Genomic DNA, 24,941 nt, shown 5'->3' with positions numbered 1-24,941 from the left:
TGGGTGCTCCTAGAATCCAAGGCTGGAAAGCAAATCGTCAACATCGTCCTGACCGGACATAACGTCTTCCCGTTTATCGGCATGAATCTGCGGACCTTCACCCTTGGCGAGATGTTTTTGCGGATCTTTTTCCGCCAGGATCGATGCGCGGTCATGTTCGATACCAGCGAAACGATCGACCTGGCTGGCCATCAAGACGAGTTTGAGCAGATTGCTTTCGACTTCCGTGACCAACTGAGTCACGCGCTTGATCACCTGGCCGGTGAGGTCCTGGTAATCCTGCGCCAGCAGAATGTCGTTGAGGTGGCCGGAGATGGTACGGGTCTCCTGCTCGCTACGAGTCAGAAAACCGTCGACCCGCCGCGCCAGTTCGCGAAACTCCTCGGCACCGACCTCGCGCCGCATGAAGCGGCCCCAGTCCACGCTCAAGGCCTGGGCTTCAGTGCTCAGGCCGTTGACCAGCGGGGTGCTGCTCTCCACCAGGTCCATGGTGCGGTTGGCTGCGGCTTCCGTCAGCCGGACCACATAGGACAGGCGCTCGGTGGCATCCGTGATCTGTGAAACTTCCTCGGCTTGCGGCATGTGCGGGTCAATCTGGAAATTGACGATCGCGCTATGCAGCTCGCGGGTGAGCTTGCCCACTTCCTGGTACAGGCCGCGGTCACGGGTCTGATTGAGCTCATGGATCAGTTGCACGGCTTCGCCGAACTTGCCCTTCTCCAGACTCTCGACCAGTTCCAGCGCATGTTTTTTCAGGGTCGACTCAAAGTCGCCCAGTGAAGATTCGTTATGCTCCATAGCTCCCCCGTGGCGGAATGGCTACGCATCTCAACCGATGCGTTCGAAGATCTTCTCGATCTTCTCTTTCAGCGCCTGGGCCGTGAATGGTTTGACGACATAGCCGTTAACGCCGGCCTGGGCGGCTTCGATGATCTGCTCGCGCTTGGCTTCGGCAGTCACCATCAGTACCGGCAGGTGCTTGAGCTTTTCATCGGCGCGCACATGGCGCAGCAGATCGATACCGGTCATGCCCGGCATGTTCCAGTCCGTTACCAGAAAGTCGATGCTCCCGCTGTTGAGTACCGGAATGGCGGTAGTGCCATCGTCGGCCTCGACCGTGTTGGTGAAACCCAGATCACGCAACAGGTTTTTTATGATCCGCCGCATCGTTGAGAAGTCATCAACGATGAGGATTTTCATGTTCTTGTCCAATTCGACCTCCAAGCAGTCTTAAACGCATCCAGTTCCTGGACGCGCCATTCAATCAATCCGGCATAACACGCAACGACTGCATGGAGCACATACTGCAAAACCGGCAAGGCGCAAGGCCTGACCGGTCTTGGGCGCAGTGTCCCCACACTGCCTGTCAGCGCGCTCGCCACTCCCCCAAACGCCCCCGCAAACGGGCCGCGCACTGGCTGTGTAACTGGCTGACCCGCGATTCGCTGACCCCCAGGACCTCACCGATTTCCTTGAGGTTCAGCTCTTCGTCGTAGTACAGCGCCAACACCAGTCGCTCGCGCTCCGGCAAATTGGCAATCGCATCCGCCAACGCGGCCTGGAAGCGTTCATCCTCCAGGTCCCGTGACGGCTCGAGATGAGCACTGGCGCCATCCTCGTGCAGCCCTTCATGTTCGCCGTCCTGCAACAGGTCGTCGAAACTGAACAGCCGGCTGCCCAGGGTGTCGTTCAAAATCCCGTAATAATCGTCGAGACTCAATTGAAGTTCGGCCGCAACCTCGTGATCTTTAGCGTCACGACCGGTTTTAGCTTCAATTGCGCGAATGGCATCACTGACCATGCGCGTATTACGGTGCACCGAACGCGGTGCCCAGTCGCCTTTACGAACCTCGTCGAGCATCGCGCCACGGATACGGATACCCGCGTAGGTCTCGAAACTCGCGCCCTTGCTCGCGTCGTACTTGGTCGACACTTCGAGCAAACCGATCATCCCAGCCTGGATCAGGTCCTCTACCTGGACACTGGCCGGCAACCGCGCCAGCAGGTGATAGGCGATACGCTTGACCAGAGGCGCATAGCGCTCGATCAGTTCGTATTGGCTGTCACGCGCCGACTTCTTGTAGAGGTTGTAGCCACTGGCAGTCATAGCACCGGTCCCGCTGTTTGATGCACTAGCCGCTCGACAAAGAATTCCAGATGCCCGCGTGGGTTCGCCGGCAACGGCCAGGTATCGACTTTCTGTGCGATGGCCTTGAACGCCAATGCACACTTCGAACGGGGAAAGGCTTCATAGACCGCACGCTGCTTTTGCACGGCCTTGCGCACGCTTTCGTCGTAGGGAACTGCGCCGACATATTGTAAGGCCACGTCCAGGAAGCGATCAGTGACCTTGGTCAACTTTGCAAACAGGTTGCGCCCTTCCTGGGGGCTCTGGGCCATGTTGGCCAGGACCCGGAAGCGGTTCATGCCGTAGTCGCGGTTGAGCAGCTTGATCAGCGCGTAGGCGTCGGTGATCGAAGTGGGTTCGTCGCAGACCACCAGCAGCACTTCCTGGGCCGCGCGGACAAAACTGACTACCGAGTCACCAATACCCGCAGCGGTGTCGATCACCAGGACATCGAGGTTGTCGCCGATGTCGCTGAAGGCCTGGATCAGGCCGGCATGCTGGGCAGGGCTCAGGTGCACCATGCTCTGGGTGCCCGAGGCGGCCGGAACGATGCGGATGCCACCCGGCCCCTGGAGCAGCACGTCGCGCAGCTCGCAGCGCCCTTCGATGACATCGGCCAGGGTGCGTTTGGGGGTCAGGCCCAAGAGGACATCGACATTGGCCAATCCCAGGTCGGCATCCAGCAGCAAGACCCGTCGACCGAGCTCAGCCAGAGCCAGGGACAAGTTCACTGACACATTAGTCTTGCCGACGCCACCTTTGCCGCCGGTCACCGCGATCACCTGTACGGGATGCATGCTGCCCATGTTCTTTCTTTACCTTGTCTTACTTAGACGGGGCCACATAACTGGCTGCGTGTTCACCGTGAGAACAATGCCTGGCAGACCATCGATGTAGATACACTGCAATCTATTCATGAGTACCTCAGCCGACCCGCTTGGCCGGGTTGTGGTACAGGTCAGCGAACATATCGGCCATGGCTTCTTCGCTGGGTTCTTCCTGCATCTGCACGCTCACGGCGCGGCTCACCAGCTGGTGCCGACGCGGCAGGTGCAGGTCGTCAGGAATCCGCGGGCCATCGGTCAGATAGGCAACCGGTAATTCATGACTGATGGCCAGGCTCAACACCTCGCCAAGGCTGGCTGTTTCATCCAGTTTAGTCAGGATGCACCCGGCCAGACCACAGCGCTTGTAGCTGTGGTAGGCGGCGGTCAGCACCTGCTTCTGGCTGGTGGTGGCCAGCACCAGGTAATTCTTCGCGCGGATCCCGCGGCCGGCCAGACTTTCAAGCTGCATGCGCAGCGCCGGATCGCTGGCCTGCAGGCCTGCGGTATCGATCAGCACCACGCGCTTGCGCAGCAGCGGGTCCAGGGCCTGGGCCAGGGACTGGCCAGGATCGACATGGGTCACCGAGACATTGAGGATCCGCCCCAGGGTCTTGAGCTGCTCCTGGGCGCCGATGCGGTAGCTGTCCATGCTCACCAGCGCAATGTTCTGCGCGCCGTACTTGAGCACGTAGCGGGCCGCGAGCTTGGCCAGGGTGGTGGTCTTGCCCATGCCGGCAGGACCGACCATGGCAATCACCCCGCCCTCTTCCAGAGGCTCGACTTCCGGCGTCAGGATCATTCGCGCCAGATGGGCCAGGAGCATGCGCCAGGCCTGGCGTGGCTCGTCGATATCGGTGATCAGGGCCAGCAGGTCGCGAGCCAGCGGGCCGGACAAGCCGATGCGCTGCAGGCGGCGCCAGAGGTTGGCCTGTTCGGGACGACTGCCCTGCAACTGGCTCCAGGCCAGGGAACCGAGCTGTACTTCCAGCAGCTCGCGCAAGCCGTTGAGCTCGGAGCGCATGGAGTCCAGGGCACGATTGTCCACCGCCGGCGCGACCGGGGCCGGAGCCGGGCGCGGGCGCTCGGTCAGGGTTGGCTCGATCAAGGGCTCGGCTGCCGTCAGCGGCAGGCCGGCGAACAACTGGCGATTGCTGATCGAGGCAGTGTCACCTTCGCCCCGCAGGCTCAGCTCGGCCTGGGCGGTAACGATCCGCGACTGGGTCTTGCGCAGCTCGTCTTCGAGCTCCACGTTCGGAATCCGTGGCGACAAGGCCGACAACTTGTAATCCAGGGCCGCCGTCAGCTCGACGCCACCGGCGATCCGGCGGTTGCCGATGATGGCAGCCTCGGCCCCCAACTCATCACGAACCAGTTTCATGGCCTGACGCATATCGGCGGCGAAAAAACGCTTAACTTGCATAACCCACTACCTCAGCCGTTGGGCCCTACTGTCGCAACGATGGTCACTTGCTTGTTGTCGGGAATTTCCTGGTACGCCAGCACATGCAAACCCGGGACGGCCAGACGACCGAACCGCGAGAGCATGGCGCGGACCGGACCCGCCACCAACAGAATCACCGGTTGACCTTGCATCTCTTGACGCTGCGCCGCTTCGATCAGCGAACGCTGCAGCTTCTCTGCCATGCTTGGCTCGAGCAGAACGCCTTCTTCCTGGCCTTGTCCTGCCTTCTGCAAACTGCTGAGCAAAATCTGTTCCAACCTTGGCTCCAAGGTGATCACAGGCAGCTCGGACTCAGTACCTACAATGCTTTGGACGATGGCGCGAGACAATCCGACGCGCACCGCAGCAACCAAAGCGGCAGTATCTTGACTCTTAGCGGCATTGTTGGCGATAGCCTCGGCAATGCTGCGGATATCACGCACCGGCACCTGTTCGGCCAACAAGGCTTGCAGCACCTTGAGCAACTGCGAGAGCGAGAGCACGCCCGGCACCAGCTCTTCAGCCAGCTTCGGCGAACTCTTGGCCAGCACCTGCATCAGTTGCTGGACCTCTTCGTGGCCGATCAGTTCGCTGGAGTGCTTGTACAGAATCTGGTTCAAGTGAGTGGCGACCACGGTACTGGCGTCGACCACGGTGTAGCCCAGGGACTGGGCCTGGGGCCGCTGGCTGATCTCGATCCACACCGCCTCCAGGCCGAAGGCCGGATCCCGGGCGGCGATACCATTGAGGGTGCCGTAGACCTGCCCCGGGTTGATCGCCAGTTCGCGATCCGGATAGATCTCGGCCTCGGCCAGGATCACGCCCATCAGCGTCAGGCGGTAGGCGCTGGGGGCCAGGTCGAGGTTGTCACGGATATGCACGGTGGGCATGAGGAAACCCAGGTCCTGGGACAACTTCTTGCGCACCCCCTTGATCCGCGCGAGCAGTTGCCCGCCCTGGTTGCGGTCCACCAGGGGAATCAAGCGATAACCCACTTCCAGGCCGATCATGTCGATCGGGGTCACGTCGTCCCAGCCCAGTTCCTTGGTCTCCATGGCCCGTGCCGGCGAGGGCAGCAGGTCCTGCTGGCGCTGGAGCTCTTCCTCGGCGCGGACCTTAGCCTGGTTCTGCTGGCGCCAGAGCAGGTACGCCGCACCGCCGGCCACCAGGGCCAGGCTGAGGAAAGACACATGGGGCATGCCCGGCACCACGCCCATGACCGCCATCAGCCCGGCGGCCACTGCGAGGGCCTTGGGCGAGGCGAACATCTGCCGGTTGATCTGCTTGCCCATGTCCTCGGAGCCCGAGGCACGGGTGACCATGATCGCCGCCGCGGTGGACAACAGCAGCGAAGGCAGCTGCGCCACCAAACCGTCACCGATGGTCAGCAAGGCATAGACCCGGCCAGCGTCGGCAAAGGTCATGTCGTGTTGGAAGATACCGACCGCCATACCGCCGATCAGGTTGATGAACAAGATCAGCAAGCCGGCGATGGCATCACCGCGAACGAACTTGCTGGCACCGTCCATGGAGCCGTAGAACTCGGCTTCCTGAGCCACTTCGGCGCGGCGCGCCTTGGCCTGGTTCTGGTCGATCAGGCCGGCGTTGAGGTCGGCGTCGATGGCCATCTGCTTGCCGGGCATGGCGTCCAGGGTGAAGCGCGCGCTCACCTCGGAGATCCGCCCGGCACCCTTGGTCACTACCACGAAGTTGATGATCATGAGGATCGCGAAGACCACGATACCCACGACGTAGTTGCCGCCGATCACCACCTCGCCGAAGGCCTGGATCACCTTGCCCGCGGCGGCGTGCCCTTCCTGCCCATGGAGCATCACCACCCGGGTCGAGGCCACGTTGAGTGCCAGGCGCAACAAGGTGGCCACCAGCAGGATGGTGGGGAATACCGCGAAATCCAGCGGTCGCAGGGCGTAGACGCAAACCAGCAGGACCACGATCGACAGGGCGATGTTGAACGTGAAGAACACATCCAGCAGGAACGCCGGTACTGGCAGCATCATCATGGCCAGCATGACCAACAACAGCACCGGCACACCCAGATTACCCCGACCAAGGTCGGCCAGGTTACTGCGAGCCGTGTTGATTAACTGAGTGCGATCCACCGATTTACCCCGTTCCGTAAAGCAAACTTTTGACGCCTGAAGCGGCACAGGGCGGCTACTGCAAAAAGCTCTCCAACTTTTAGTGAATCAACATGCACTACTGGTTTTCAGGCAAGAAATACAAAATGGCTGGGCCGCCGGAGTCAATCCGGAAGCCAGATGTTGCGCCAGGCCACCAACCCATCCCGATCGAGCAGCCAATCGCGCCGCACCGCCTCGCGCAACACATCCCCTGCCCGGGCATTGGCTTGCGGGTCGGCCAGATGCATACGGATGGCTTCGATCCAACTGTCGAAACGATTAGGCACCCGAGTCACCGGCAACTCATTACGAAACCCCGGCAGGTCACTGCAAACCACCGGGAATCCACAAGCCCCGTACTCCAGCAAACGCAAACTGCTCTTGCACTCGTTGAGCAGAGTCTGCTGCAGCGGCGCCACTGCCAGGTCGAGATTCAACCGGGCTAGAGCAGCCGGATAGAGACTGATCTCGACACCGCGATGCACCTCCTTGACGTAGGGCCGCAGCGTCTGCGGACAAGCCCCCATGAATACCCAATCGACCTCCGCCGCCAGGGCCTGCACCACCTCGCCGATCACCTCCAGGTTGGCCGACTGCCATTCGCCTCCCGCCCAACCGACACGAGGCTTCTCGCCGCTACGACGACGGCTGGCCGGCAACGCGTCCCCCCAGGCCAGCGGATCCAGGCGACTCTGGATGACCCGGATGTCCGGATGCATCCCATGCATGGTTTCTGCCAGCCGGTCAGTGGACACCACCAAGCGATCGACACATCCCAGGGCCTGGCGCAGATAGCGGGCAACGTCCTCGGGCGTCATTCCACGCCCTGCCTCTCCAAGCACCAGGCTGGGCAGGTGATCGTTCAACTCGAAAACCTTGAAGCTCCGGGAAAAATCTCGCGCCCGGCGCATTGCATTCAGCGACTCTTCACCAACATGGCGCTGGAAGATGATCGAGTCGGGCGTGATCCGCTCCAACTCCGGTGCAGACAGCAACGCCATGGAAACGACCCCATCAATCAGCCCCGCGGCATTCTGCCCCTCCATTGGCTGAATGGCCCGATAGTGCCCACTGGCATAACGATCGGACGGATGGACCAGCACCACAGGCAGCGGACGCCAGACCAATGGCCGCCAACATAACGACGGTTCGGCCAACTGAAAGCCCTTTGGCTGCCCCAGCGAGAAGTTCAGGTTGTAGGCCGGGTCCCGCGCCAATACCGAGAGCCAGCGCTGAGCCAGGGCATCTTCGTCACGAGCCGTCAGGACCTCGGCAGCGCCCTCGCGCATGACCATCGCTCGCGGAGTCCATACCGTCAGATAACCGTGTCCGGCCAAGCGCAGGCATAGGTCGATATCCGCACCGGCGCCGGGAAACTGCCCCGCATCAAGACCACCGACGCCGTCGAACAAGGCTTTGCGCACCATCATGCAAGCACTGGAAACAGCACTGCAGTCACGATCCACCACCAGGCTGCCCATGTAGCCAGGCGCATCGGCACCCTGCTGGGCAAATGCCGATACCCCCGCCCCGGGCAACCCGAGGATCAAACCTGCGTGGGTCACCTCTCCTTCGCCGGATAGCATCTTGGCCCCAACCACCGCTACCTCCTGGCGCAGCGCATGGTTCAGCAAGGCATCGATCCAGCCGCCCTCGAAAATGGCCGCCTGCGCATCCAGGAATAACAGGTAGTCCCCGCAAGCCTGCTGCGCCACAAGATTGTTGGCCGTGGAACGATCCACCCGATAAGGCAGATGGAATACGCGGACTCGCTCGGCCGCCATCTCTCCGATTGCCTGCAACCACTGCCGAGCCTCCGGCGACTGACAGGCGTTATCCACGATCAGCAGTTCATATGAGGGATATCGCGAGTGTTCTAGGATGCTGAAAATGCAGCGCTGCAGCGCAGCCAGATCATCGTCGGCCAGCACCAGGATCGATACCAGCGGGCGCGGCTGATGCCCATAGTCGATCAGGTAATGGCCCGGCAGGGATGCTTCGATATGCGCTCCGGCATATCCGCGCTGCGCCAGATGCTCGACCAAGGCACGGCGCTCATCGGCATTGTCATGCAGTCGCACGGGGGCACAGCTCAGCAGCAGTTCGGGAATATGACCGAAACCGTCTGCGCCTTCCTGATTGATCATCCGCAGGATCAGTTCGAACTCCAGGGCTTGCCCATAGCGCCCATCAAAACCCCCGGCCCGGATCAGCGCCTGGCGCCTGAAGATCCAATGACGAGCCATGATCCCAGGGCAACTCAGCAAATAGTCCAGATTGAAGTCGGGGCGCAACATCACCCCTGCCTCACCCTTGCCATCGCTCTGTACACCGTCACAAAAAACCGCTCGGCAATCGGGATTGGGCAAGAGCTCCAGGCTGGCGATCATCAAGCCGCCCGGAGTGAACTCATCACCCGCCTCAACCAGCAGGCACCACTCGCAATTCACCTCTTCCAGCAACCGGTTGATCTGGCCGGCGTAGTCACTCTCAAGCACAGAAAACTGCAGCACCATGTCATGCGCAGCGAGATCGAGCAGCGACGGTGCGATCACCAGCACCTGCAGCCGAACAGCCCGATCTTGCACGGACAAGCTGCGCAGAGTGCGTCCCAGGGCCTCAGGATCACCCAGACGATCCAGGACGACGATACCGATCGACGGGCTGCCGGCACCGGAGCGCAGGTATTGGTCAATCAAGTGCAACTGCGCGGAACTGGGCACACGCTGGCCAATCCAGTTGGCTATCTGCCGATCAGAGATCCCCTTGGCATGGCTCTGGCGCAACGCCGCGAGGATATCCAGCTTTTCGAACCCCGCAGCGCCATGCAAGGCACGAACACCGACCAGCTGATTGTCAGGCCGCCCCAGGTGCCACCCCAGCTCGCGCAAGGTGCGCTTGAAATCCGCGTGCCCCTGATTGCCGATGCCCGGTTTGTCACGCCCCTGCTGGCTACCCTGGTCCAGGGAGACGCGGAAATCGGCCAGCGGCGCCTTGAGCATGGCCAGGTCGCCTTTCTGCAGGAGCTTCACATACATGGCCAGGTCGCCAACCCAATAGATGAGGCAGCCATTGAGCGACATCAAGTCGTCACCGAGCGCCAGCAGGTCTTCACGGCGACACAGCACGCAGCTGGGCTCGCCAATGAAATTGAGGCTGTGATCCGCCAACAGGCTGGTTAGCTCCCGACCATCGATGACCACATCGGTGGCAAAGGGCAGCGACGTGGCCAGGGCATCCGGCAGCACCTGGCCTGCGGAGTCGATCAGGCGCCGGCGCGAAGAAGCGATGGAAATAGAGGGATCGGCTTCCATGGCTGCAACCAGTTCCGCGACACACTCAGGGTGCAGCACATCATCGTCATGCAGGAACTTGATGTATTTGCCACGGGCAATCTTTATACATTCGATGGCATTGAATAGTTCACCACGCTGCTGGTCGTTGAACTCATAACGAATGGCCACGGAAGACAATTGCTGATAACGAGCCGTGCATTCACGAATGATATCGGTGCGCGAATCATCACAGATCACCACCTCCAGGCATTCGTAACTTTGCGCACAAGCACTAGCCAGTGCCACTTCGAAGTATTCCGCCTTGTAAGCCGGGATGACCACACTGACCAGTGGTTTTTCGCTCATGTGAATCTCTTTTCCTGTTTATCTCGACAACTTTTCTCGCCACCTCGCTCACACCCACCTTGACCCGGTTCGTGCGAGTTCAGATTCAATAGAAATAGAGGCAAGTATCCCAACGCTCCTCGGTATGATGCCGAAGCCCGATCTTGTAATCTGCGCGCAGGCTTTGCACATAACGAGTGATTTCAAGCAAGTCGCAAGCACGGTGATAAGCGGAAATAGCCAATTTGGGACGCGCATGACTGATATGTCCACACGCCCCTTGGAGCGCCTGCAACTCTGCCCCCTCGATATCCATCTTGATCAGCGTCGGGCTGTCATCCAGCAATGCATCCAACCGACGGACCTGCACATCCCGGCAGATTGCCTGGTCGGTCGCCGAGGCCAGGAGATGGCCACCATGCCCCCCTTCATGCAAGAACGGCATCTGCCCATCTTCATTACTCACGGCACAACCCAACAGCTCGATCACACCTGACTCGGGCAGCGCGAGAGTATCGTTATAACCCTGGATAAATGACCGGATGGTGGCTTGATTGACCTCATCCGGTTCAATCATCCAGATCTTCTGGAAGCGTCCGTCAGTCGCATCGAGAAAGGCCTTGGCCGACTCGGCAATCGAAGCTCCGCAGTCGGCGAATCGCTCGTTTTGACCCGGCTGCCATAAACCAGAACGGAAATACAGGGTCAGGTAGGGTTTGGCAGCATTGAGTATCCACTCGGGATCGCAAGTCAGATGCGCAAGCAAGACGCTGAACAGGGTGAAACGTGAATAGTCATCATCAAGACGCTTGCCGAGAGCGAAGAACTCTTGAGCATGAGCAACGATATAAGCACCCCAATCATCAATACGGTGATCGCTTGCAGGCCCCTTGAAGAACAACCGCAGAGCCTGCTCGAAATTGAGCATTGGAATAGCGTTGCGCAGAGCCAGGCTCTTGAAATAGCGCCGGGAATAATCGTATCGACAACCGTTGATGCTGATCAGCGCGGTGTCGCGAGCCAACTTGAGAAAGGCATCCGAGCTGATCACCGGTACACCATGGAAACTCTCCATCTTGCCGGCCTTGAAATCATCGACCACTGCAACGATCCGCACCTTGCCGGCAGCCTCGTTGATGAAAAGCTGGGAAAACTGAGTCGTACCCAGTAGCACGACTTTTGTATCAGCCCCACTTGCATCGTAGACATGACAGGCCTCTGGCGCGATGCAGAAGCGTGGATCCTGCTGGTATGCAACGACCGCCTGTTGAAAAATGGCGATCAGATTTTCATGGTTACCAGCAACTTCCAGTCTTTTAATACCAGCATAATTACTTGGCATATAAACTCCAAAACTGCCTGTCCCATGGCTGGGATCAGGTCAGCTAAATAGTAAAAACTCAGTTCTTCAGAATTCTGGCGCCATCGGGCATCAGAGCATCATAAAAGGACTTGTCAGGAAGAACTTCCGGTAACTTTCCACCCAACAACCATTCACAGTGGCGACCGATCTTGGTGCCCGCCAGCGCTAAGCTTCCAACCCCCAACGTAGTCCCTGTGCCAACTTCCGCCCCGCGCCCCAGGGTTACTCCCGCCAATAAAGTCACGCAGGCCCCCAACTTCACGGAGCAATCGAGGATCACTTGACGATCGAGCCAGCAGCCAAGCCCAAGCACAGAACCAGCAGCCAAGTTGCAGCCTGCCCCGATATAGACACTGCCCTGCAGTACCGCGCTGTCATCGATGATGGCCTGAGGGGAAACAAGATTGAACAGGCGATAACCTGCCAGGCGAACCTGGGCAATAAGCTTGTGCCGAGAATAATTGACCGCTCGTTCATCGAGCGCCACGAACACTTCGAAATCCTCGGCCGGATACTGGCCGATGAAGTCATCCAGTTGAAAGTTGTAGCGATCAGCCGAGGTCAGGCAGTGCTGCACATGGGGCAACTCCAACTCGGTCGCTATCTGGCAAGCATGTTCGAAGGCCCAGCCCTCCCCCATCACTATATGGCGAGTCATGGCTGCTCTCCCAGGACATGCGTGCGATACCACAGATGCTGTTGCACGATATGAGCTTCATACTCGCCATGCATGAAGCGCCCAGAGTGCTCGCCCATCCCATCCTGTAAGCGCTCAAGTACAAGGGTATCTTCAGCAATCACTTTGCGCTCACCTCTAATCAAGGTTGAAAGCAGCGCAGTGAAATCAGTGCGTTCATCCTTGCGTGCGGCAGTCATCATCCATAAATGGTAATCAGTGACCCCTGGCGATACAGGATCATACTGCTGAAGAAGAAAGTGATCACCCTTGAGGCTGCAGAAATTAACATTTGGATAAATAAACCAATTGTAATAAGCATGCTCATCTCCATACTTATTACACAATTTTGAAAACCAGTTCTCATAAGGCTTGACCATTGCCTTAGTAGTATAACTTAACGCATTCAGGCGAGGAGACTCACGCTCTGAAATAATTCTGATAACTTCAGAGTCCTCACCTTCCAAATTCAACGGCACCTCTCTAACCATCTGATCCATAACCGGCATAAACGTCTGGGAATGAATAAAAGGAACATGATTATAGTCCTTGACATTCTCCATATTTAATTTCCAGTTATACCTAACACGATGACAACTATAAATAACCTGCGAATCCAGACATAACGAAACCTCAAGCAAACTCTTCAAAAAGCCATCAGAAAACTGTTCACTCAGAGAAATAGGATTTTCAGAAAAGTTAACAAATAGCAGTTTTCCGACCTCTTCCACATGAAGTTTTTTCAAACAAATTCTTTCTCGCTCTTCGGCAGTAAACTGGTATAGGCCTTGATTAGGAATACCGCGCAACTCCCCTTCGGCCCCGAAAGACCAAGCATGGTATGGACAAACCATAGGACGCTTGCCACTTTGCTCAAGCTGAATAGGCGAGAGCCGATGTGGACACTCATTGATAAAAGCACGAATTCCAGCATCGGTCCGCTGGATAAGAATCGGAGTACCTGCGATTTTTCGCGTAAAAAACTGATTACGCTCTCGCACCATTGAAGTGAACCCGACAAAATTCCACAACCTACCGAACAGCTTGGCTTTTTCAAGCGAAAGGGTTTCCAAGGAAGTATAGTTAGCTACATCCAAAGCATGTCGCGACATAAGCCAATCTCAAATTACCCAGAGGTGAGACTTTTTATAAGACTCAACTTTTCTTGTTGAAAATAACGCGCGCCGGATTACCTACCACTGTCGCCCCAGCAGGCACATCACCGAAAACTACCGCCCCCATGCCGATGACAGCACCATCCCCCACACTTACCCCACGAGCCAACATTGCCCCAGAGTTAATCACTACACAGTCGCCTATCTTTACATATCCGGCCAACAGACAACGAGGAGCCATGTGAACATAATTGCCAATCACTACATCGTGACCAATCATGCAACCTTGATCAATAAAACCATAATCACCAACTTTGCTATCGACACCAAAGCTCACATCATAGCCATAGAATGTCGCTCCTCCCGAACACCTTGCACCCCAAAGGCAATTTGTCCCGACACCTATAAACCTTGCTCCTTTCTGAAGCAATGACTCCACTTGTTTCTTTCGACTAATTGGATCACCCACTGCAACAACAAAACAATGATCTGCATCAGGCTCAAAGCTTTCAGGATAACCCAGCCAAGGACACTCAAGTGACTCAGCGACAACATTAGGTCCGCGCTCATCGAGAAATCCACTGATAGTCCAATCAACTCCCCGGGAGACATGCACCTCCAATTGAGCCAAAACCTGGCGCCCAAGACCTCCAGCTCCGAGAATAATCAATCTATCCATAGCGAGCCTCTTTGCCCTTAGCTAATAGTTAATCCGCCATCCATAACCAGAGTAGTACCTGTGATCCAGCGGCTGGCTCCTGAAAGCATAAAGATCGCAGCATTTGCAATATCATCCGGCCTTCCGAAACCCAATGGATAATCCTTCAGCAAGCCCTCAAGAGAAGTAACTTTTGCTGTCGCATCCATGATCGGTGTTTCCACCATTGCTGGTGAAAGACAATTCACCCTAATTCTTCGTTTTACTAACTCCATCGCCAGACATCGAGACATTGCGATCAAAGCCGCCTTCGTTCCCGAGTAAGCACCGACACCCGCCACACCAATGTGCGCAGCAATAGATGCAAGAAAAAGGATAGAGCCGTCAACCGCAACGAGATTGCGCTTCAATATCCCCTGAGTGAGCAGCATAGGTGCTTCGAGGTTAGTCAAATTAACCAAGCGAAGATGTGCTTCACTAATCATCCTGATCGGACTCAAGCGGGAAATTCCCGCACAATGCACAAGGCCATGAATTTCAATATCAATTGCTGCTATTAAGGCATCACGATCTTCAGTAACCGTCAGGTCGGCCTGAACAATTTGATGTCGTAAATCCGAGATCGCCTTTAACTCCTCCAGGGTTCTAGACAACCGCTCCTGATCACGACCAGTGGCGACAATCTCAGCTCCCATTCGCGCGCAACTTACTGCAATTTCCAACCCCAAGCCTGAACTAGCACCTGTAACCAGAATTCGCTTCCCCTTTAGACTAAAGGGATTAAAACCGTTGTCAGCATTCACAGTGCTGTCCTCCGAAGAAAATATACGGGTGTTGGGAGGCAACCCTCCCACCCCATCAGGACTCGATCAGGTCTGGGAACTTCGCACCCTGGATATCCACCAGGCAAGTTCCCCAGGACAGGCCTATGCCAAATCCGGACAGCAGCAGACGCTTGGTTCCTTCCTCAAGCTGCTTGTTGATTCGCACCGTCATGGTGACCGGCAACGAAGCACCACTGGTATTACCAAAGTCACGCAGACTCGAAGGTACTTTCTCGACTGGAAGCCCCAACTTCTTACGAATGGTTTCATTGATCATGCGGTTGGCCTGGTGAAAGATGAAGTAGTCGACTTCGTCTTTCGAAGCACTGGCGTACTCCAGCAACTTCTCTACGGCAGGTGGAACCCGCTGGGTCGAGAAGCTCAACACCGCAGTGCCGTCCAACTGCAGATCGATCGCTCGATGCCAATGATCGTTCTCATTCTCGCGGAATGGCACCAGATGCTGGATATCGACCGGCTCGCGATGGCCTCCGACCGGCAGGATGATCGCCTTGTGGCCGCTGCCGTCACTGTTCAAGTCGAAGTACATGGGCGGAGCATCGGCGCAATACTCCATTGCCGTCGCCGTCCCCGCATCGGAAAAGATCGGGTCATCCAACCGCGCGCCGCTATCCCCCACCAGCACCAGGCCCTTCTTGATTCCGCCGGCATTGATGAGCGAGCCCAGCAGGTGCAAGCCGAACGGATACCCGGAACAACCCAGGTTGACGTCAAAAGCCAGGGTCGTCTGGGGTAGCCCCAAACGATCCTGAAGAATGATGGCCGTGGCCGGAGCCAGGTAATCGGGGGACTGGGTCACCACGATCAGGGCATCGATTTCCTCGCGTTTCCATTCCAGGCTTTCGATCAACCCGACGGCGGCATCGAAGGCCAGGTCGGAAAAGCACTGCCACTCCGGCGTGAGCCTGCGCAATTCGATGCCGATATTGCGTACCAGCCTTTCGCGTTCTGGACGGATCTGCGGCTTGCAATCGGTCAGATTGGAAACAACTCGTTTGGGAACGCAAGTTGCCATACCGGCAAAGCGCACAGAGTTCAACGTAACGAGTGGCATGAGGCTTACCCTACCAAGTTGTAAAGATCACCAATGGTAACGGCCTTTTCCAGGTCATCGCCCGTAATCACTTTCTTGTATTCCATATCGAACATGACAATCACGCCCAGGGCCGCTAGCGAGTCCCACTCTGGCAAGTTCCGCAGCTCGGTCGCCATGGTGACTTCAACCGGCTCTTGGAAATCGGTGGCAGAAAGAAAATTTTCGATAAATGCTTCTTGGCTCATAGCAACCTCTTGATCTAATTAAACTTGCAACGCAAGCCTCATAAAACATCGCCTTCTTGGCGAAAATACTGCTCCAATAATGCTCAATCAGTTGCCCGAACGAATCACCGCGATGATTCGTTGAAGGTCCTCCATTTCCAATCCTGGATACATTGGCAGGCAAATGACTCTTTCAGCGACGGCCTCGGCATTGGCTACTGGATGGCGATGCAGTCCTTCCATTCCCTCGTAGACCGCCATTTGCGTGATCAACGGATAAAAATAACGTCGGGCGAATATGTTGTGCTCTTGCAGCAATCCGTAGAGTTCATCGCGACTCAGTCCGTATTCCGGCTCGATGGCGATTGGAAAGTAGGCATAGTTCGGCACCAGGGCTGCCGGAATCGGCTCCAGGCTAATACCGCGGATACCTTGCAACTGAGAACGATAGAAGATGTCGATAGCCTTGCGCTGCTGCAACGCTTTGTCGATATGCTGCAATTGCAGAAGCCCGAATGCTGCATTGACCTCGCTCATCTTGCCGTTGATGCCACAGGTCACCACGGTGACCTCATCGACAAAACCAAAATTGCGCAATTGATCGATATGCAACTTGGTCTGGGCATCCGGACTGATGATTGCACCTCCCTCGAAGGTATTGAATACCTTGGTGGCATGCAGGCTCAGGACACTCAGGTCGCCATGGCGCAATATGCTGCCGCCGGCGTCTTCGACGCCAAAGGCATGCGCCCCATCAAAAATCACCTTCAGCCCATGTTTATCGGCAATGGCCTGAATGGCCTCCACATCGCATGGGTTGCCATAACAATGCACCGGCATGATAGCCGTGGTCTGGGGCGTAATTGCCTGCTCGATCTTGCTGACATCGATGTTGTAGGTCCGTGGATCGATATCGACGAACACTGGAGTCAGGCGATTCCAGACCAAGGCATGGGCGGTAGCGACAAATGAATAAGGCGTGGTAATTACTTCACCTTTCACATGCAGTGCTTGCAAGGCTGTAATTAGCGCCAGGGTACCGTTGGCAAACAACGACAGATGTCCAACACCCAAGTAACGGGCCAATGCCTGCTCCAACTCCTGATGGAAAGGGCCACAGTTGGTCAGTCGCTTGTTTTTCCAGATTTGCTCCAGATAAGGAACAAATTCCTCCAAAGGCGGCAGCAATGGACTGGTGACAGTAATTATTTTTTCCATGGCCTATCAGCTCTGAGCAGCTCGAACATCCCAAAGAACAAAGTCAATCCAGCTACTGGCTTTCAGATTGAATCTGCCCAGTCAAAAAATTAACCCTTTGCAAACCCTGGGCTGGTCCAAGCAATAATCCAGCCAACAGCCTGGCTGGATGATGATTAGTTGTCGCGCCGCAAGTCCGCAGGAATCTGCGGGTCCTTGAGCGGTTCCGGGCGCTTGCCCTTGCCCGCGCGGTATTGGCGGATCTGGTAGACGTAGGCCAGTACCTGGGCCACCGCCAGGTACAAGCCGGCCGGAATCTCTTCCTCAAGCTCAGTGGAGTAGTAGATCGACCGCGCCAGGGCCGGCGACTGCAGCAGCATGATCTCGTGGGCGGTGGCGATCTCGCGGATCTGCTGCGCCAGGAAGTCGGTACCCTTGGCCAGCAGCACCGGCGCCCCGCCCTTTTCGGCGTCGTACTTGAGCGCCACGGCGTAGTGGGTCGGGTTGGTGATGACCACGTCGGCCTCCGGGATCGCCGCCATCATCCGCCGCTGGGACATCTCACGCTGCACCTGGCGAATCCGCTGCTTGACCTCCGGACGCCCTTCCTGGTCCTTGTGCTCGTCGCGCACTTCCTGCTTGGTCATCAACAGCTTCTTATGGGCCTGGTACAACTGCACCGGCACATCCACTGCGGCGATCAGGATCAGCCCGCAAGCCATCCACAAGGTACTCCAGCCCACCACCTGGACACTGTGGATGATCGCCAGCTCCATGGGCTCATGGGCGATGCGCAGCAGATCGTCGATATCCGCGGATAGCACCGACAGCGCCACGAACAGCACCAGGCTGAACTTGGCCAGGGCCTTGAGCAATTCGATCACGGCCGTCGAGGAAAACATCCGTTTCAGGCCGTTGGCCGGGTTCATGCGGCTGAACTTGGGCGCCAGGCTCTTGCCGGCGAACAGCCAGCCCCCGAGGGAGATCGGCCCGATGATGGCCGCCAGCAGCAGGGTCAGCAGCACGGGTTGCACCGCCAGGATGGCGATCTTGCCCGAATGCAGCAGATACAGGCCCATGGCTTGCGGGCTGAGCAGCACCTCGCGCGGCAGGGAGAAGTTCAGGCGCATGATCTCCAGGAGGTTCTGCGCCAGGTTCGCGCCGAACACCAGCAACCCACCGGCTCCGGCCAGCATGATGGCCAGGGTGTTGAGCTCCTTGGAACGAGCGATCTCGCCCTTTTCCCGGGAGTCCTTCTTGCGTTTCTCCGTGGGGTCTTCTGTCTTGTCCTGACCGCTCTCGCTCTCAGCCATGGCTCAACGGGCCCTCGCCAATTCGCGCAAGAACTGCAGGGCCTCGGAGGCCAGCGGCTGATACTGGTTGAGGATGTCGGCCAGGCTGATCCAGACGATGCCCATGCCCAGCACCAGGGTCAGCGGGAAGCCGATGGAGAAGATGTTCAGCTGCGGGGCCGCCCGGGTCATGACGCCGAAGGCAATGTTGACCACCAACAGCGCGGTGATCGCCGGCAGCACCAGCAAGAGCGCCGCCCCCAGGACCCAGCCCAGCTTGCCCGCCAGGTCCCAGTAGTGGTTGACCATCAGGCCGCCACCGACCGGCAAGGTGGTGAAGCTCTCGGTCAGCACCTCGAACACCACCAGATGGCCGTTCATGGCCAGGAACAACAGGGTGACCAGCATGGTGAAGAACTGCCCGATCACCGCCACCGAGACCCCGTTGGTGGGATCGACCATGGAAGCGAAGCCCATGCCCATCTGGATCGCCACGATCTGCCCGGCAACCACGAAGGCCTGGAAAAACAACTGCAACGAGAACCCCAGCACCGCGCCGACCAGGATCTGCTCGGCCACCAGCAGCAAGGCACTGAGGTCCAGGGCATGTACTTCGGGCATGGGCGGCAGCGCCGGGGCGATCACCACGGTGATCGCCAGGGCGAAATACAGGCGCACCCGCCGCGGCACCAGGGTGGTACCGAAGATCGGCATCACCATCAGCAACGAGGTGACGCGAAACAGCGGCAGCATGAAGCTCGCCACCCAACTGCCGATCTGGGTATCGGTCAGCGCCAGCAATGACACGGGGTCAGCCAATCAACTGCGGAATACTGCCGTACAACTGGCGGATGTATTCCATGAAGGTTTGCACCAGCCAGGGGCCGGCGACGATCAGCGTCACCAGCATCACCAGCAAGCGCGGCAGGAAGCTCAGGGTCTGCTCGTTGATCTGCGTGGCCGCCTGGAACATGGCCACGATCAAGCCCACCAGCAGGCTGGGCACCACCAGTACGGCGACCATCATGGTGGTCAACCACAGGGCTTCGCGAAACAGGTCTACCGCGACTTCAGGAGTCATAGTCGATCACCCGCAAACAAGGTTCTAGACACCACCGAAACTGCCGGCCAGGGTGCCGATGATCAAGGCCCAGCCATCCACCAGGACGAACAGCATGATCTTGAACGGCAGGGAAATGATCAGCGGCGACAGCATCATCATGCCCATGGCCATCAGCACACTGGCTACCACCAGGTCGATGATCAGGAACGGGATGAAGATCATGAAGCCGATCTGGAACGCCGTCTTGAGCTCCGAGGTGACGAAGGCCGGGACCAGGATGGTCAGCGGCGCCTGGTCGGGGCTGGCGATGTCGGTCCGCTTGGACAGGCGCACGAACAATTCCAGGTCGCTGCTGCGCGTCTGCGCCAGCATGAAGTCCTTGATCGGCACCTCGGCCTTGGCCACCGCATCCTGGGCGGTGATCTTCTCCGCGAGGTAAGGCTGCAGCGCGTCCTGATTCACCCGGTCGAACACCGGGGCCATGATGAACATGGTGAGGAACAGCGCCATGCCGGTGAGGATCTGGTTCGACGGCGTCTGCTGCAGACCCAGGGCCTGGCGCAGGATCGAGAAGACGATGATGATCCGGGTGAAGCTGGTCATCAGCATGACGAACGCCGGGATGAAGCTCAGCGCGGTCATGATCAGCAGGATCTGCAGGCTGACCGAGTACTCCTGCTGGCCATCGGCATTGGTGCCGAGGGTGATCGCCGGGATCGACAACGGATCGGCCGCCAGCGCCAACGGCGCAGCCAGCATCAGGGCCAACATCAAGATGATGCGCAACGGCATTACTTCCTATCCTTCTGGTCCTTGCCCAACAGCTCCATCAGGCGCTGGGCGAACTCGGGCGTCGCCTGCTCGGCATTGGGCACCTGCACCGGCTCCTTGAGCACATGCAACGGGGTGATGGTGCCCGGGCTCAGGCCCAGGAGGATCTGCTCCTTGCCCACCTGCACCAGCACCAGGCGATCGCGCGGCCCGAGGACCCGGGAACCGATCAGCTCGATCACCTGGCCCTTGCCGGCAGGACCGGCCTGCTGCACGCGGCGCAACAACCAGGCGAGGAAAAAGATCAGCCCGATCACCAGCAGCAGGCCCAGCAACAGCTGGGCCAACTGCCCGCCAAGACTACCCACCGCCGGGGCCGCGGCCGTCGCGGCGGCCCCGGCCCTGGCCACCGGCTCCGCGGCCAGGGCACTCAGCGGCAAGCCAAGCAGTACGCCAAGCAGCTTGTTCACTTAGCGCAGCTTCTTGATGCGTTCGCTGGGGCTGATCACGTCAGTCAGGCGAATGCCGAACTTCTCGTTGACCACTACCACCTCGCCGTGGGCGATCAGGGTGCCATTGACCAGCACATCCAGCGGCTCGCCGGCCAGGCGATCGAGCTCGATCACCGAACCCTGGTTGAGCTGCAGCAGGTTGCGGATGTTGATATCGGTACTGCCCACTTCCATGGAGATCGACACCGGGATGTCGAGGATCACGTCCAGGTTCGGCCCTTCGAGGCTCACCGGCTCATGGCTCTTGGGCACACTGGCGAACTCTTCCATCTGCAAGCGGCCACTGGCCGAGGCGGCACCGGCATCGGCAGCCAGCAAGGCGTCGATATCGGCCTGGCCGGCATCACCGGTTTCTTCCAGCGCAGCAGCCCATTCGTCGGCCAGCGCCTGGTCGTCCTGGGGGTTAATTTCGTCAGCCATCTTGGGTCCTCGACGGGCAAAAATTCATTGAACAGCAAACAGGTTGGAGCGCCTCAACGGCGCTCGATCGCTTCGATCACTTGCAACGCCAGGTTGCCCTTGTGGGAGCCCAGCTTGACCTTGAACGACGGTACGCCATTGGCGCGCATGATCATGTCTTCCGGCAGCTCCACCGGGATCACATCGCCAGGCTGCATGTGCAGGATGTCCCGCAGGCGCAACTGGCGACGGGCGACCGTGGCACTGAGCGGCACCGCCACATCCAGCACGTCCTCGCGCAGCGCCTTGCTCCAGCGCTCGTCCTGGTCGTCCAGGTCGGACTGGAAACCGGCATCGAGCATTTCCCGGATCGGCTCGATCATCGAGTACGGCATGGTCACGTGCAGGTCGCCGCCACCGCCATCGAGCTCGATATGGAAGGTCGAGACCACCACCGCCTCGCTGGGGCCGACGATGTTGGCCATGGCCGGGTTCACTTCGGAGTTTATGTACTCGAAGTTGACCGGCATGATCGCCTGCCAGGCTTCCTTGAGGTCGACGAAGGCCTGCTCCAGCACCATGCGCACCACTCGCAGCTCGGTGGGGGTGAACTCACGCCCTTCGATCTTCGCGTGGCGGCCATCGCCGCCGAAGAAGTTGTCCACCAACTTGAACACCAGCTTGGCGTCGAGAATGAACAGCGCCGTGCCGCGCAGCGGCTTGATCTTCACCAGGTTCAAGCTGGTGGGGACATACAGCGAGTGCACGTACTCGCCGAACTTCATCACTTGCACACCACCCACCGCCACATCGGCGGAGCGACGCAGCATGTTGAACATGCTGATCCGGGTGTAGCGGGCGAAACGCTCGTTGATCATCTCCAGGGTCGGCATGCGTCCACGGACGATGCGATCCTGGCTGGTCAGGTCGTAGCTTTTGACACTACCGGGTTCGGCAGCGTGTTCGGTCTGTACCAGACCGTCGTCGACGCCATGCAACAGCGCGTCGATCTCATCCTGGGACAGCAGGTCCTGCACGGCCATGTCGTGTTCCTACTGCAATACGAAGTTAGTAAAGAGCAACTGCTCGACCACTACCTTGCCCACTTCTTTCTGGGCCACTTCCTGGACGCTGGCGGTGGCTTTCTGACGGAGCATTTCCTGGCCGACCGGGGTCGCCAGGGTGTCGAAATTCTGCGCGGAGAACAGCATCACCAGGTTGTTGCGGATCACCGGCATATGCACTTTCAGTGCGTCCAGGTCCGCCTGGTTGCGCGCCAGCATGGTGATGCTCACCTGCATGTAGCGCTGCCGGCCATTCTGTGTGTAGTTGGCGACGAAGGCCGGGGCCATGGGCTCGAAGATCGCCGCGGGCTTGACGTTGGTAGCGGTTTGCGCAGCCGGGTCGGGCTTGCTCTGGGCACTGTGCATGAAGTACCAGGTCGCACCGACCGACAGGCCGATGGCCAGCAACAACGCCAGGACAATCAACAGGATAAGCTTGAGTTTGCTTTTCCCTGCGGTGGGTTTTTCTGCTGCTTCGCTCTTCGCCATGCCAATAATCCGTCACTATTCGGGGGTTCACAGTCGCACGGCAAGGCAAGAGCAAGTGTTATGCCAGATTTGTCAGGAATGACAGGAGAAGGCAGGCACGGGAGTGTCCTGCGAAGTTGACCAGCCGGGCAGCCGGCTCGCGATCATGAGGATCGAAGCGGGGGCCAGCTTACCTGGCCGCCCGCTCGCCAGCAGGTCAGGCGTAGTAGTCCACGACACTGCTGCCGATCACGGTCTGTACCGGCGCTGTGACCTCGGCCACGGCGTGGGGCTGTCCGTCATCGCCGGCCTCGCCATCCAGGCGCGTGCCGTTGCCCGAGGAGCCATTGGCACGGTTCTGCCCCTGCTGCGCCTGCTCCTGGCCCTGCCAGCCACGGGACTGGTCGGAGACGTTGACGTCCACCTGGCCCAACCCCTGCTGCTGGAACATTTCCCGCATGCGATGCACCTGCCCTTCCAGGGCTTCGCGAACACCGGCGTGGGCGCTCATGAAGCTGACCTGGGTCTGCTGGTCGGGAATCATGTGCACACGGATGTCCAGGCGCCCGAGCTCGGCCGGCTGGAGCTGGATGTCCGCCGACTTGAGATTGACACTGGACAGGTACATCACCCGGTTGACCACCTCGTCGGTCCAGCCCCCCTGGTTCATGGCCAGCGGCTGGTTGACCGGGACCGCGTTGGCGGTCTTGGGTGTTGCCGCCTGCGTGAGGGCTGCCAGGCGGTTGGCGAAATCGTCCACCCGGGTATCGCTGGACGCGCCCTTGAGGTCCTTCAGGCCCTCGGTGATCAAGCCACTGAAGGCCTTCTCGCCACCCTGCTCGGTGCCGCCCTTGCCAACCTGCTCGAGCATGCCAGCCATGCCGCTGGCGATGTTCTGCGTAGACGCCAACTGGGCATCGGGGTTGTTACTGGCCGAGGCCGCCTTGGGTTGCGAGCGACTGGATTCGGACACATGGCCACCCTGCTCCATGGCCAGGCGTACCGCTGGCAACGCATCCAGGGGATCGGCCTCAGGATCGAATGCCTCCTTGGGTGGTTCCGCCGCCGGCGGCGGTGTCGGCATTACTGCCGCCGCCACTTGGGCCGGCACCACCACCGCAGCGGTGGCCTCGACCTGGGGCTGGGCTGGCGGCACCACAGGAGCCGGCTCGACCGCGGCCACAGGCGGACTCTGCACCAGGCTCGGGTCCAACGGCGACTGGGCGCTGGGCGGCGTTTCAACCTGGGCGCTCTCGGCCGGCTTGCCATCATCGCTGGCCGCGGGCTTGTCGTCGCCGCCAGCAGGTTTGTCGGCGGACTTGTCGGCAGGCAAGGATTTGCCGCTATCGGCAACCGCTGGTTGCGGCGCGGCAGATTGATCGCTACCGACCTGCTGCTTCTGCGGGATGCCGGCACTCTTGTCGCGCAACGGCTGCGGAGCGTTATCGACGACGGGCTGGAACTTGCCCTGGGGCTTGCCTTGGGATTCCTTGGCATAGAGCTGGGCGAAGCTGGGCGCCTTGTCCCCAGGCTGGGCAACGTTTGCCAAAGGGCTGACAGGTGCCGCTGGTGTTTTGGCCTGAGGGCTGGCCTGGGCGGTGGCCTGAAGAAGCGAATTGGGGGTAACAGCCATGGAACAGTCTCCGCTGCACTGGAATCATAGGTACAGTGGGAGACTTCATAGCAAGACTTGGGCCAGCTTTATAAAGCGTGGGTAAAAACACTGCCCTCAGCAATGGAAACGCTGCAGCTCCTGCTCACACAGCCGCCGGACAATGGCGAACTCACCATCGATGGCGCCCACCAGCTCGCGCACATCATCACCCGAACGGGCGGCACGCAACTCCAGTTGATGGCACAGCTCGGCCAGGCGAATGGCGCCCATGTTGCTGCTGCTGCCCTTGAGGCTATGGGCGGCGGCCACCAGTTGGATGCTGTCCTCGGATTTGTGCAGCAAGCGCACCCGCTCCTCGGAATCGCAGACGAAGGTATCCAGCAGGACGGGATACTCGTCCTCCATGACTTCCTGCAATGCGTTGAGCACAGTGTGGTCCAGATGGATCTCAGCCACTTGTTCACTCCTTGATCAAGAACCTGGAAA

Annotated in this window: 25 protein-coding genes; all 25 read right to left on the bottom strand. The window is 58.9% G+C overall.

Going from position 1 to position 24,941, the window contains the following annotated elements; translation table 11 throughout:
- Positions 1–9 precede the first annotated feature (9 nt).
- Positions 10–798, bottom strand: coding sequence for a protein phosphatase CheZ (locus C4K40_RS08435; protein WP_053135074.1), 789 nt, complete (start codon positions 796–798; stop codon positions 10–12).
- Positions 799–828: 30 nt separating this feature from the next.
- On the bottom strand, positions 829–1,200 hold the full coding sequence (locus C4K40_RS08430; protein ID WP_003183998.1) for a chemotaxis response regulator CheY: 372 nt from the start codon (positions 1,198–1,200) through the stop codon (positions 829–831).
- Positions 1,201–1,366: 166 nt separating this feature from the next.
- Positions 1,367–2,107, bottom strand: coding sequence for an RNA polymerase sigma factor FliA (fliA, locus tag C4K40_RS08425; RefSeq protein ID WP_011060003.1), 741 nt, complete (start codon positions 2,105–2,107; stop codon positions 1,367–1,369).
- Complete coding sequence (gene fleN, locus C4K40_RS08420; RefSeq protein WP_016963180.1) at positions 2,104–2,934, bottom strand: flagellar synthesis regulator FleN; 831 nt, start codon at positions 2,932–2,934, stop codon at positions 2,104–2,106. The genes fliA and fleN overlap by 4 nt, the downstream gene beginning before the upstream one ends.
- Positions 2,935–3,052: 118 nt before the next feature.
- The gene (gene flhF, locus C4K40_RS08415) at positions 3,053–4,375 is read right to left on the bottom strand and encodes a flagellar biosynthesis protein FlhF (protein WP_053135077.1); all 1,323 of its coding nucleotides are present in this window, start codon (positions 4,373–4,375) and stop codon (positions 3,053–3,055) included.
- An 11-nt stretch (positions 4,376–4,386) separates the two neighbouring features.
- A complete protein-coding gene (gene flhA, locus C4K40_RS08410; protein WP_031321186.1) occupies positions 4,387–6,516 on the bottom strand; it encodes a flagellar biosynthesis protein FlhA in 2,130 nt (709 codons plus the stop codon).
- A 143-nt stretch (positions 6,517–6,659) separates the two neighbouring features.
- Entirely contained in the window at positions 6,660–10,178 is a 3,519-nt protein-coding gene (locus tag C4K40_RS08405) for a glycosyltransferase (protein WP_053135080.1), read from the bottom strand.
- 85 nt (positions 10,179–10,263) lie between these two features.
- Positions 10,264–11,499, bottom strand: coding sequence for an FkbM family methyltransferase (locus C4K40_RS08400; RefSeq protein ID WP_053135083.1), 1,236 nt, complete (start codon positions 11,497–11,499; stop codon positions 10,264–10,266).
- Between the two features lie 58 nt (positions 11,500–11,557).
- A complete protein-coding gene (locus C4K40_RS08395; protein WP_022643047.1) occupies positions 11,558–12,178 on the bottom strand; it encodes an acetyltransferase in 621 nt (206 codons plus the stop codon).
- A complete protein-coding gene (locus tag C4K40_RS08390; RefSeq protein ID WP_053135086.1) occupies positions 12,175–13,308 on the bottom strand; it encodes an aromatic ring-hydroxylating dioxygenase subunit alpha in 1,134 nt (377 codons plus the stop codon). Before C4K40_RS08390 ends, C4K40_RS08395 begins: the two co-directional genes overlap by 4 nt.
- 43 nt (positions 13,309–13,351) lie before the next feature.
- Entirely contained in the window at positions 13,352–13,990 is a 639-nt protein-coding gene (locus C4K40_RS08385) for an acetyltransferase (RefSeq protein ID WP_083456951.1), read from the bottom strand.
- 17 nt (positions 13,991–14,007) lie between these two features.
- Positions 14,008–14,772, bottom strand: coding sequence for an SDR family NAD(P)-dependent oxidoreductase (locus C4K40_RS08380; protein WP_083456952.1), 765 nt, complete (start codon positions 14,770–14,772; stop codon positions 14,008–14,010).
- 55 nt (positions 14,773–14,827) lie between these two features.
- Positions 14,828–15,868 carry a ketoacyl-ACP synthase III gene (locus C4K40_RS08375; protein WP_053135089.1) on the bottom strand — a complete coding sequence of 347 codons (1,041 nt, stop codon included), beginning with the start codon at positions 15,866–15,868 and terminating at the stop codon, positions 14,828–14,830.
- A 5-nt stretch (positions 15,869–15,873) separates the two neighbouring features.
- Positions 15,874–16,095: an acyl carrier protein gene (locus C4K40_RS08370; RefSeq protein WP_022643042.1), complete on the bottom strand. Its 222-nt coding sequence runs from the start codon at positions 16,093–16,095 to the stop codon at positions 15,874–15,876.
- A gap of 87 nt (positions 16,096–16,182) precedes the next feature.
- Complete coding sequence (locus C4K40_RS08365; protein ID WP_031321165.1) at positions 16,183–17,292, bottom strand: DegT/DnrJ/EryC1/StrS aminotransferase family protein; 1,110 nt, start codon at positions 17,290–17,292, stop codon at positions 16,183–16,185.
- Positions 17,293–17,447: 155 nt separating this feature from the next.
- Positions 17,448–18,584: a flagellar biosynthesis protein FlhB gene (gene flhB, locus C4K40_RS08360; protein ID WP_053135092.1), complete on the bottom strand. Its 1,137-nt coding sequence runs from the start codon at positions 18,582–18,584 to the stop codon at positions 17,448–17,450.
- Positions 18,585–18,587: 3 nt separating this feature from the next.
- Positions 18,588–19,364, bottom strand: coding sequence for a flagellar biosynthetic protein FliR (gene fliR / locus C4K40_RS08355; protein WP_022643039.1), 777 nt, complete (start codon positions 19,362–19,364; stop codon positions 18,588–18,590).
- Between the two features lie 10 nt (positions 19,365–19,374).
- Positions 19,375–19,644 carry a flagellar biosynthesis protein FliQ gene (gene fliQ / locus C4K40_RS08350; protein WP_022643038.1) on the bottom strand — a complete coding sequence of 90 codons (270 nt, stop codon included), beginning with the start codon at positions 19,642–19,644 and terminating at the stop codon, positions 19,375–19,377.
- A 24-nt stretch (positions 19,645–19,668) separates the two neighbouring features.
- A complete protein-coding gene (gene fliP, locus C4K40_RS08345) occupies positions 19,669–20,418 on the bottom strand; it encodes a flagellar type III secretion system pore protein FliP (RefSeq protein ID WP_022643037.1) in 750 nt (249 codons plus the stop codon).
- Positions 20,418–20,867, bottom strand: coding sequence for a flagellar biosynthetic protein FliO (fliO, locus tag C4K40_RS08340; RefSeq protein ID WP_053135095.1), 450 nt, complete (start codon positions 20,865–20,867; stop codon positions 20,418–20,420). The genes fliP and fliO overlap by 1 nt, the downstream gene beginning before the upstream one ends.
- Positions 20,868–21,329, bottom strand: coding sequence for a flagellar motor switch protein FliN (gene fliN, locus C4K40_RS08335; RefSeq protein WP_022643035.1), 462 nt, complete (start codon positions 21,327–21,329; stop codon positions 20,868–20,870).
- 53 nt (positions 21,330–21,382) lie between these two features.
- Positions 21,383–22,351 (bottom strand): flagellar motor switch protein FliM, encoded by a 969-nt coding sequence (gene fliM, locus C4K40_RS08330; protein ID WP_022643034.1) that lies wholly within the window; start codon positions 22,349–22,351, stop codon positions 21,383–21,385.
- Between the two features lie 9 nt (positions 22,352–22,360).
- Positions 22,361–22,861 carry a flagellar basal body-associated protein FliL gene (fliL, locus tag C4K40_RS08325; protein ID WP_022643033.1) on the bottom strand — a complete coding sequence of 167 codons (501 nt, stop codon included), beginning with the start codon at positions 22,859–22,861 and terminating at the stop codon, positions 22,361–22,363.
- Between the two features lie 196 nt (positions 22,862–23,057).
- A complete protein-coding gene (locus C4K40_RS08320; RefSeq protein ID WP_031321161.1) occupies positions 23,058–24,473 on the bottom strand; it encodes a flagellar hook-length control protein FliK in 1,416 nt (471 codons plus the stop codon).
- A gap of 96 nt (positions 24,474–24,569) precedes the next feature.
- On the bottom strand, positions 24,570–24,911 hold the full coding sequence (locus C4K40_RS08315; protein WP_022643031.1) for an Hpt domain-containing protein: 342 nt from the start codon (positions 24,909–24,911) through the stop codon (positions 24,570–24,572).
- Between the last annotated feature and the right edge of the window lie 30 nt (positions 24,912–24,941).

Source organism: Pseudomonas sp. CMR5c (assembly GCF_003850545.1).
In the GTDB taxonomy this organism is placed as follows: Bacteria; Pseudomonadota; Gammaproteobacteria; order Pseudomonadales; family Pseudomonadaceae; genus Aquipseudomonas; species Aquipseudomonas piscis.
The sequence above is the reverse complement of the archived record's forward strand: the minus strand, read 5'-3'. Positions and strand labels throughout refer to the sequence as shown.

Excerpts from the sequence above, each read along its gene's own strand:
- C4K40_RS08390 (WP_053135086.1), bottom strand. The coding sequence starts at position 13,308 with ATGTCGCGACATGCTTTGGATGTAGCTAACTATACTTCCTTGGAAACC.
- fleN (WP_016963180.1), bottom strand. The coding sequence starts at position 2,934 with ATGGGCAGCATGCATCCCGTACAGGTGATCGCGGTGACCGGCGGCAAA.
- C4K40_RS08320 (WP_031321161.1), bottom strand. The coding sequence starts at position 24,473 with ATGGCTGTTACCCCCAATTCGCTTCTTCAGGCCACCGCCCAGGCCAGC.
- C4K40_RS08370 (WP_022643042.1), bottom strand. The coding sequence starts at position 16,095 with ATGAGCCAAGAAGCATTTATCGAAAATTTTCTTTCTGCCACCGATTTC.
- fliQ (WP_022643038.1), bottom strand. The coding sequence starts at position 19,644 with ATGACTCCTGAAGTCGCGGTAGACCTGTTTCGCGAAGCCCTGTGGTTG.
- C4K40_RS08395 (WP_022643047.1), bottom strand. The coding sequence starts at position 12,178 with ATGACTCGCCATATAGTGATGGGGGAGGGCTGGGCCTTCGAACATGCT.
- C4K40_RS08435 (WP_053135074.1), bottom strand. The coding sequence starts at position 798 with ATGGAGCATAACGAATCTTCACTGGGCGACTTTGAGTCGACCCTGAAA.
- fliL (WP_022643033.1), bottom strand. The coding sequence starts at position 22,861 with ATGGCGAAGAGCGAAGCAGCAGAAAAACCCACCGCAGGGAAAAGCAAA.
- C4K40_RS08365 (WP_031321165.1), bottom strand. The coding sequence starts at position 17,292 with ATGGAAAAAATAATTACTGTCACCAGTCCATTGCTGCCGCCTTTGGAG.
- C4K40_RS08385 (WP_083456951.1), bottom strand. The coding sequence starts at position 13,990 with ATGGATAGATTGATTATTCTCGGAGCTGGAGGTCTTGGGCGCCAGGTT.
- fliM (WP_022643034.1), bottom strand. The coding sequence starts at position 22,351 with ATGGCCGTGCAGGACCTGCTGTCCCAGGATGAGATCGACGCGCTGTTG.
- flhB (WP_053135092.1), bottom strand. The coding sequence starts at position 18,584 with ATGGCTGAGAGCGAGAGCGGTCAGGACAAGACAGAAGACCCCACGGAG.
- C4K40_RS08405 (WP_053135080.1), bottom strand. The coding sequence starts at position 10,178 with ATGAGCGAAAAACCACTGGTCAGTGTGGTCATCCCGGCTTACAAGGCG.
- C4K40_RS08375 (WP_053135089.1), bottom strand. The coding sequence starts at position 15,868 with ATGCCACTCGTTACGTTGAACTCTGTGCGCTTTGCCGGTATGGCAACT.
- fliP (WP_022643037.1), bottom strand. The coding sequence starts at position 20,418 with ATGCCGTTGCGCATCATCTTGATGTTGGCCCTGATGCTGGCTGCGCCG.
- fliA (WP_011060003.1), bottom strand. The coding sequence starts at position 2,107 with ATGACTGCCAGTGGCTACAACCTCTACAAGAAGTCGGCGCGTGACAGC.
- fliN (WP_022643035.1), bottom strand. The coding sequence starts at position 21,329 with ATGGCTGACGAAATTAACCCCCAGGACGACCAGGCGCTGGCCGACGAA.
- C4K40_RS08400 (WP_053135083.1), bottom strand. The coding sequence starts at position 11,499 with ATGCCAAGTAATTATGCTGGTATTAAAAGACTGGAAGTTGCTGGTAAC.
- flhF (WP_053135077.1), bottom strand. The coding sequence starts at position 4,375 with ATGCAAGTTAAGCGTTTTTTCGCCGCCGATATGCGTCAGGCCATGAAA.
- C4K40_RS08430 (WP_003183998.1), bottom strand. The coding sequence starts at position 1,200 with ATGAAAATCCTCATCGTTGATGACTTCTCAACGATGCGGCGGATCATA.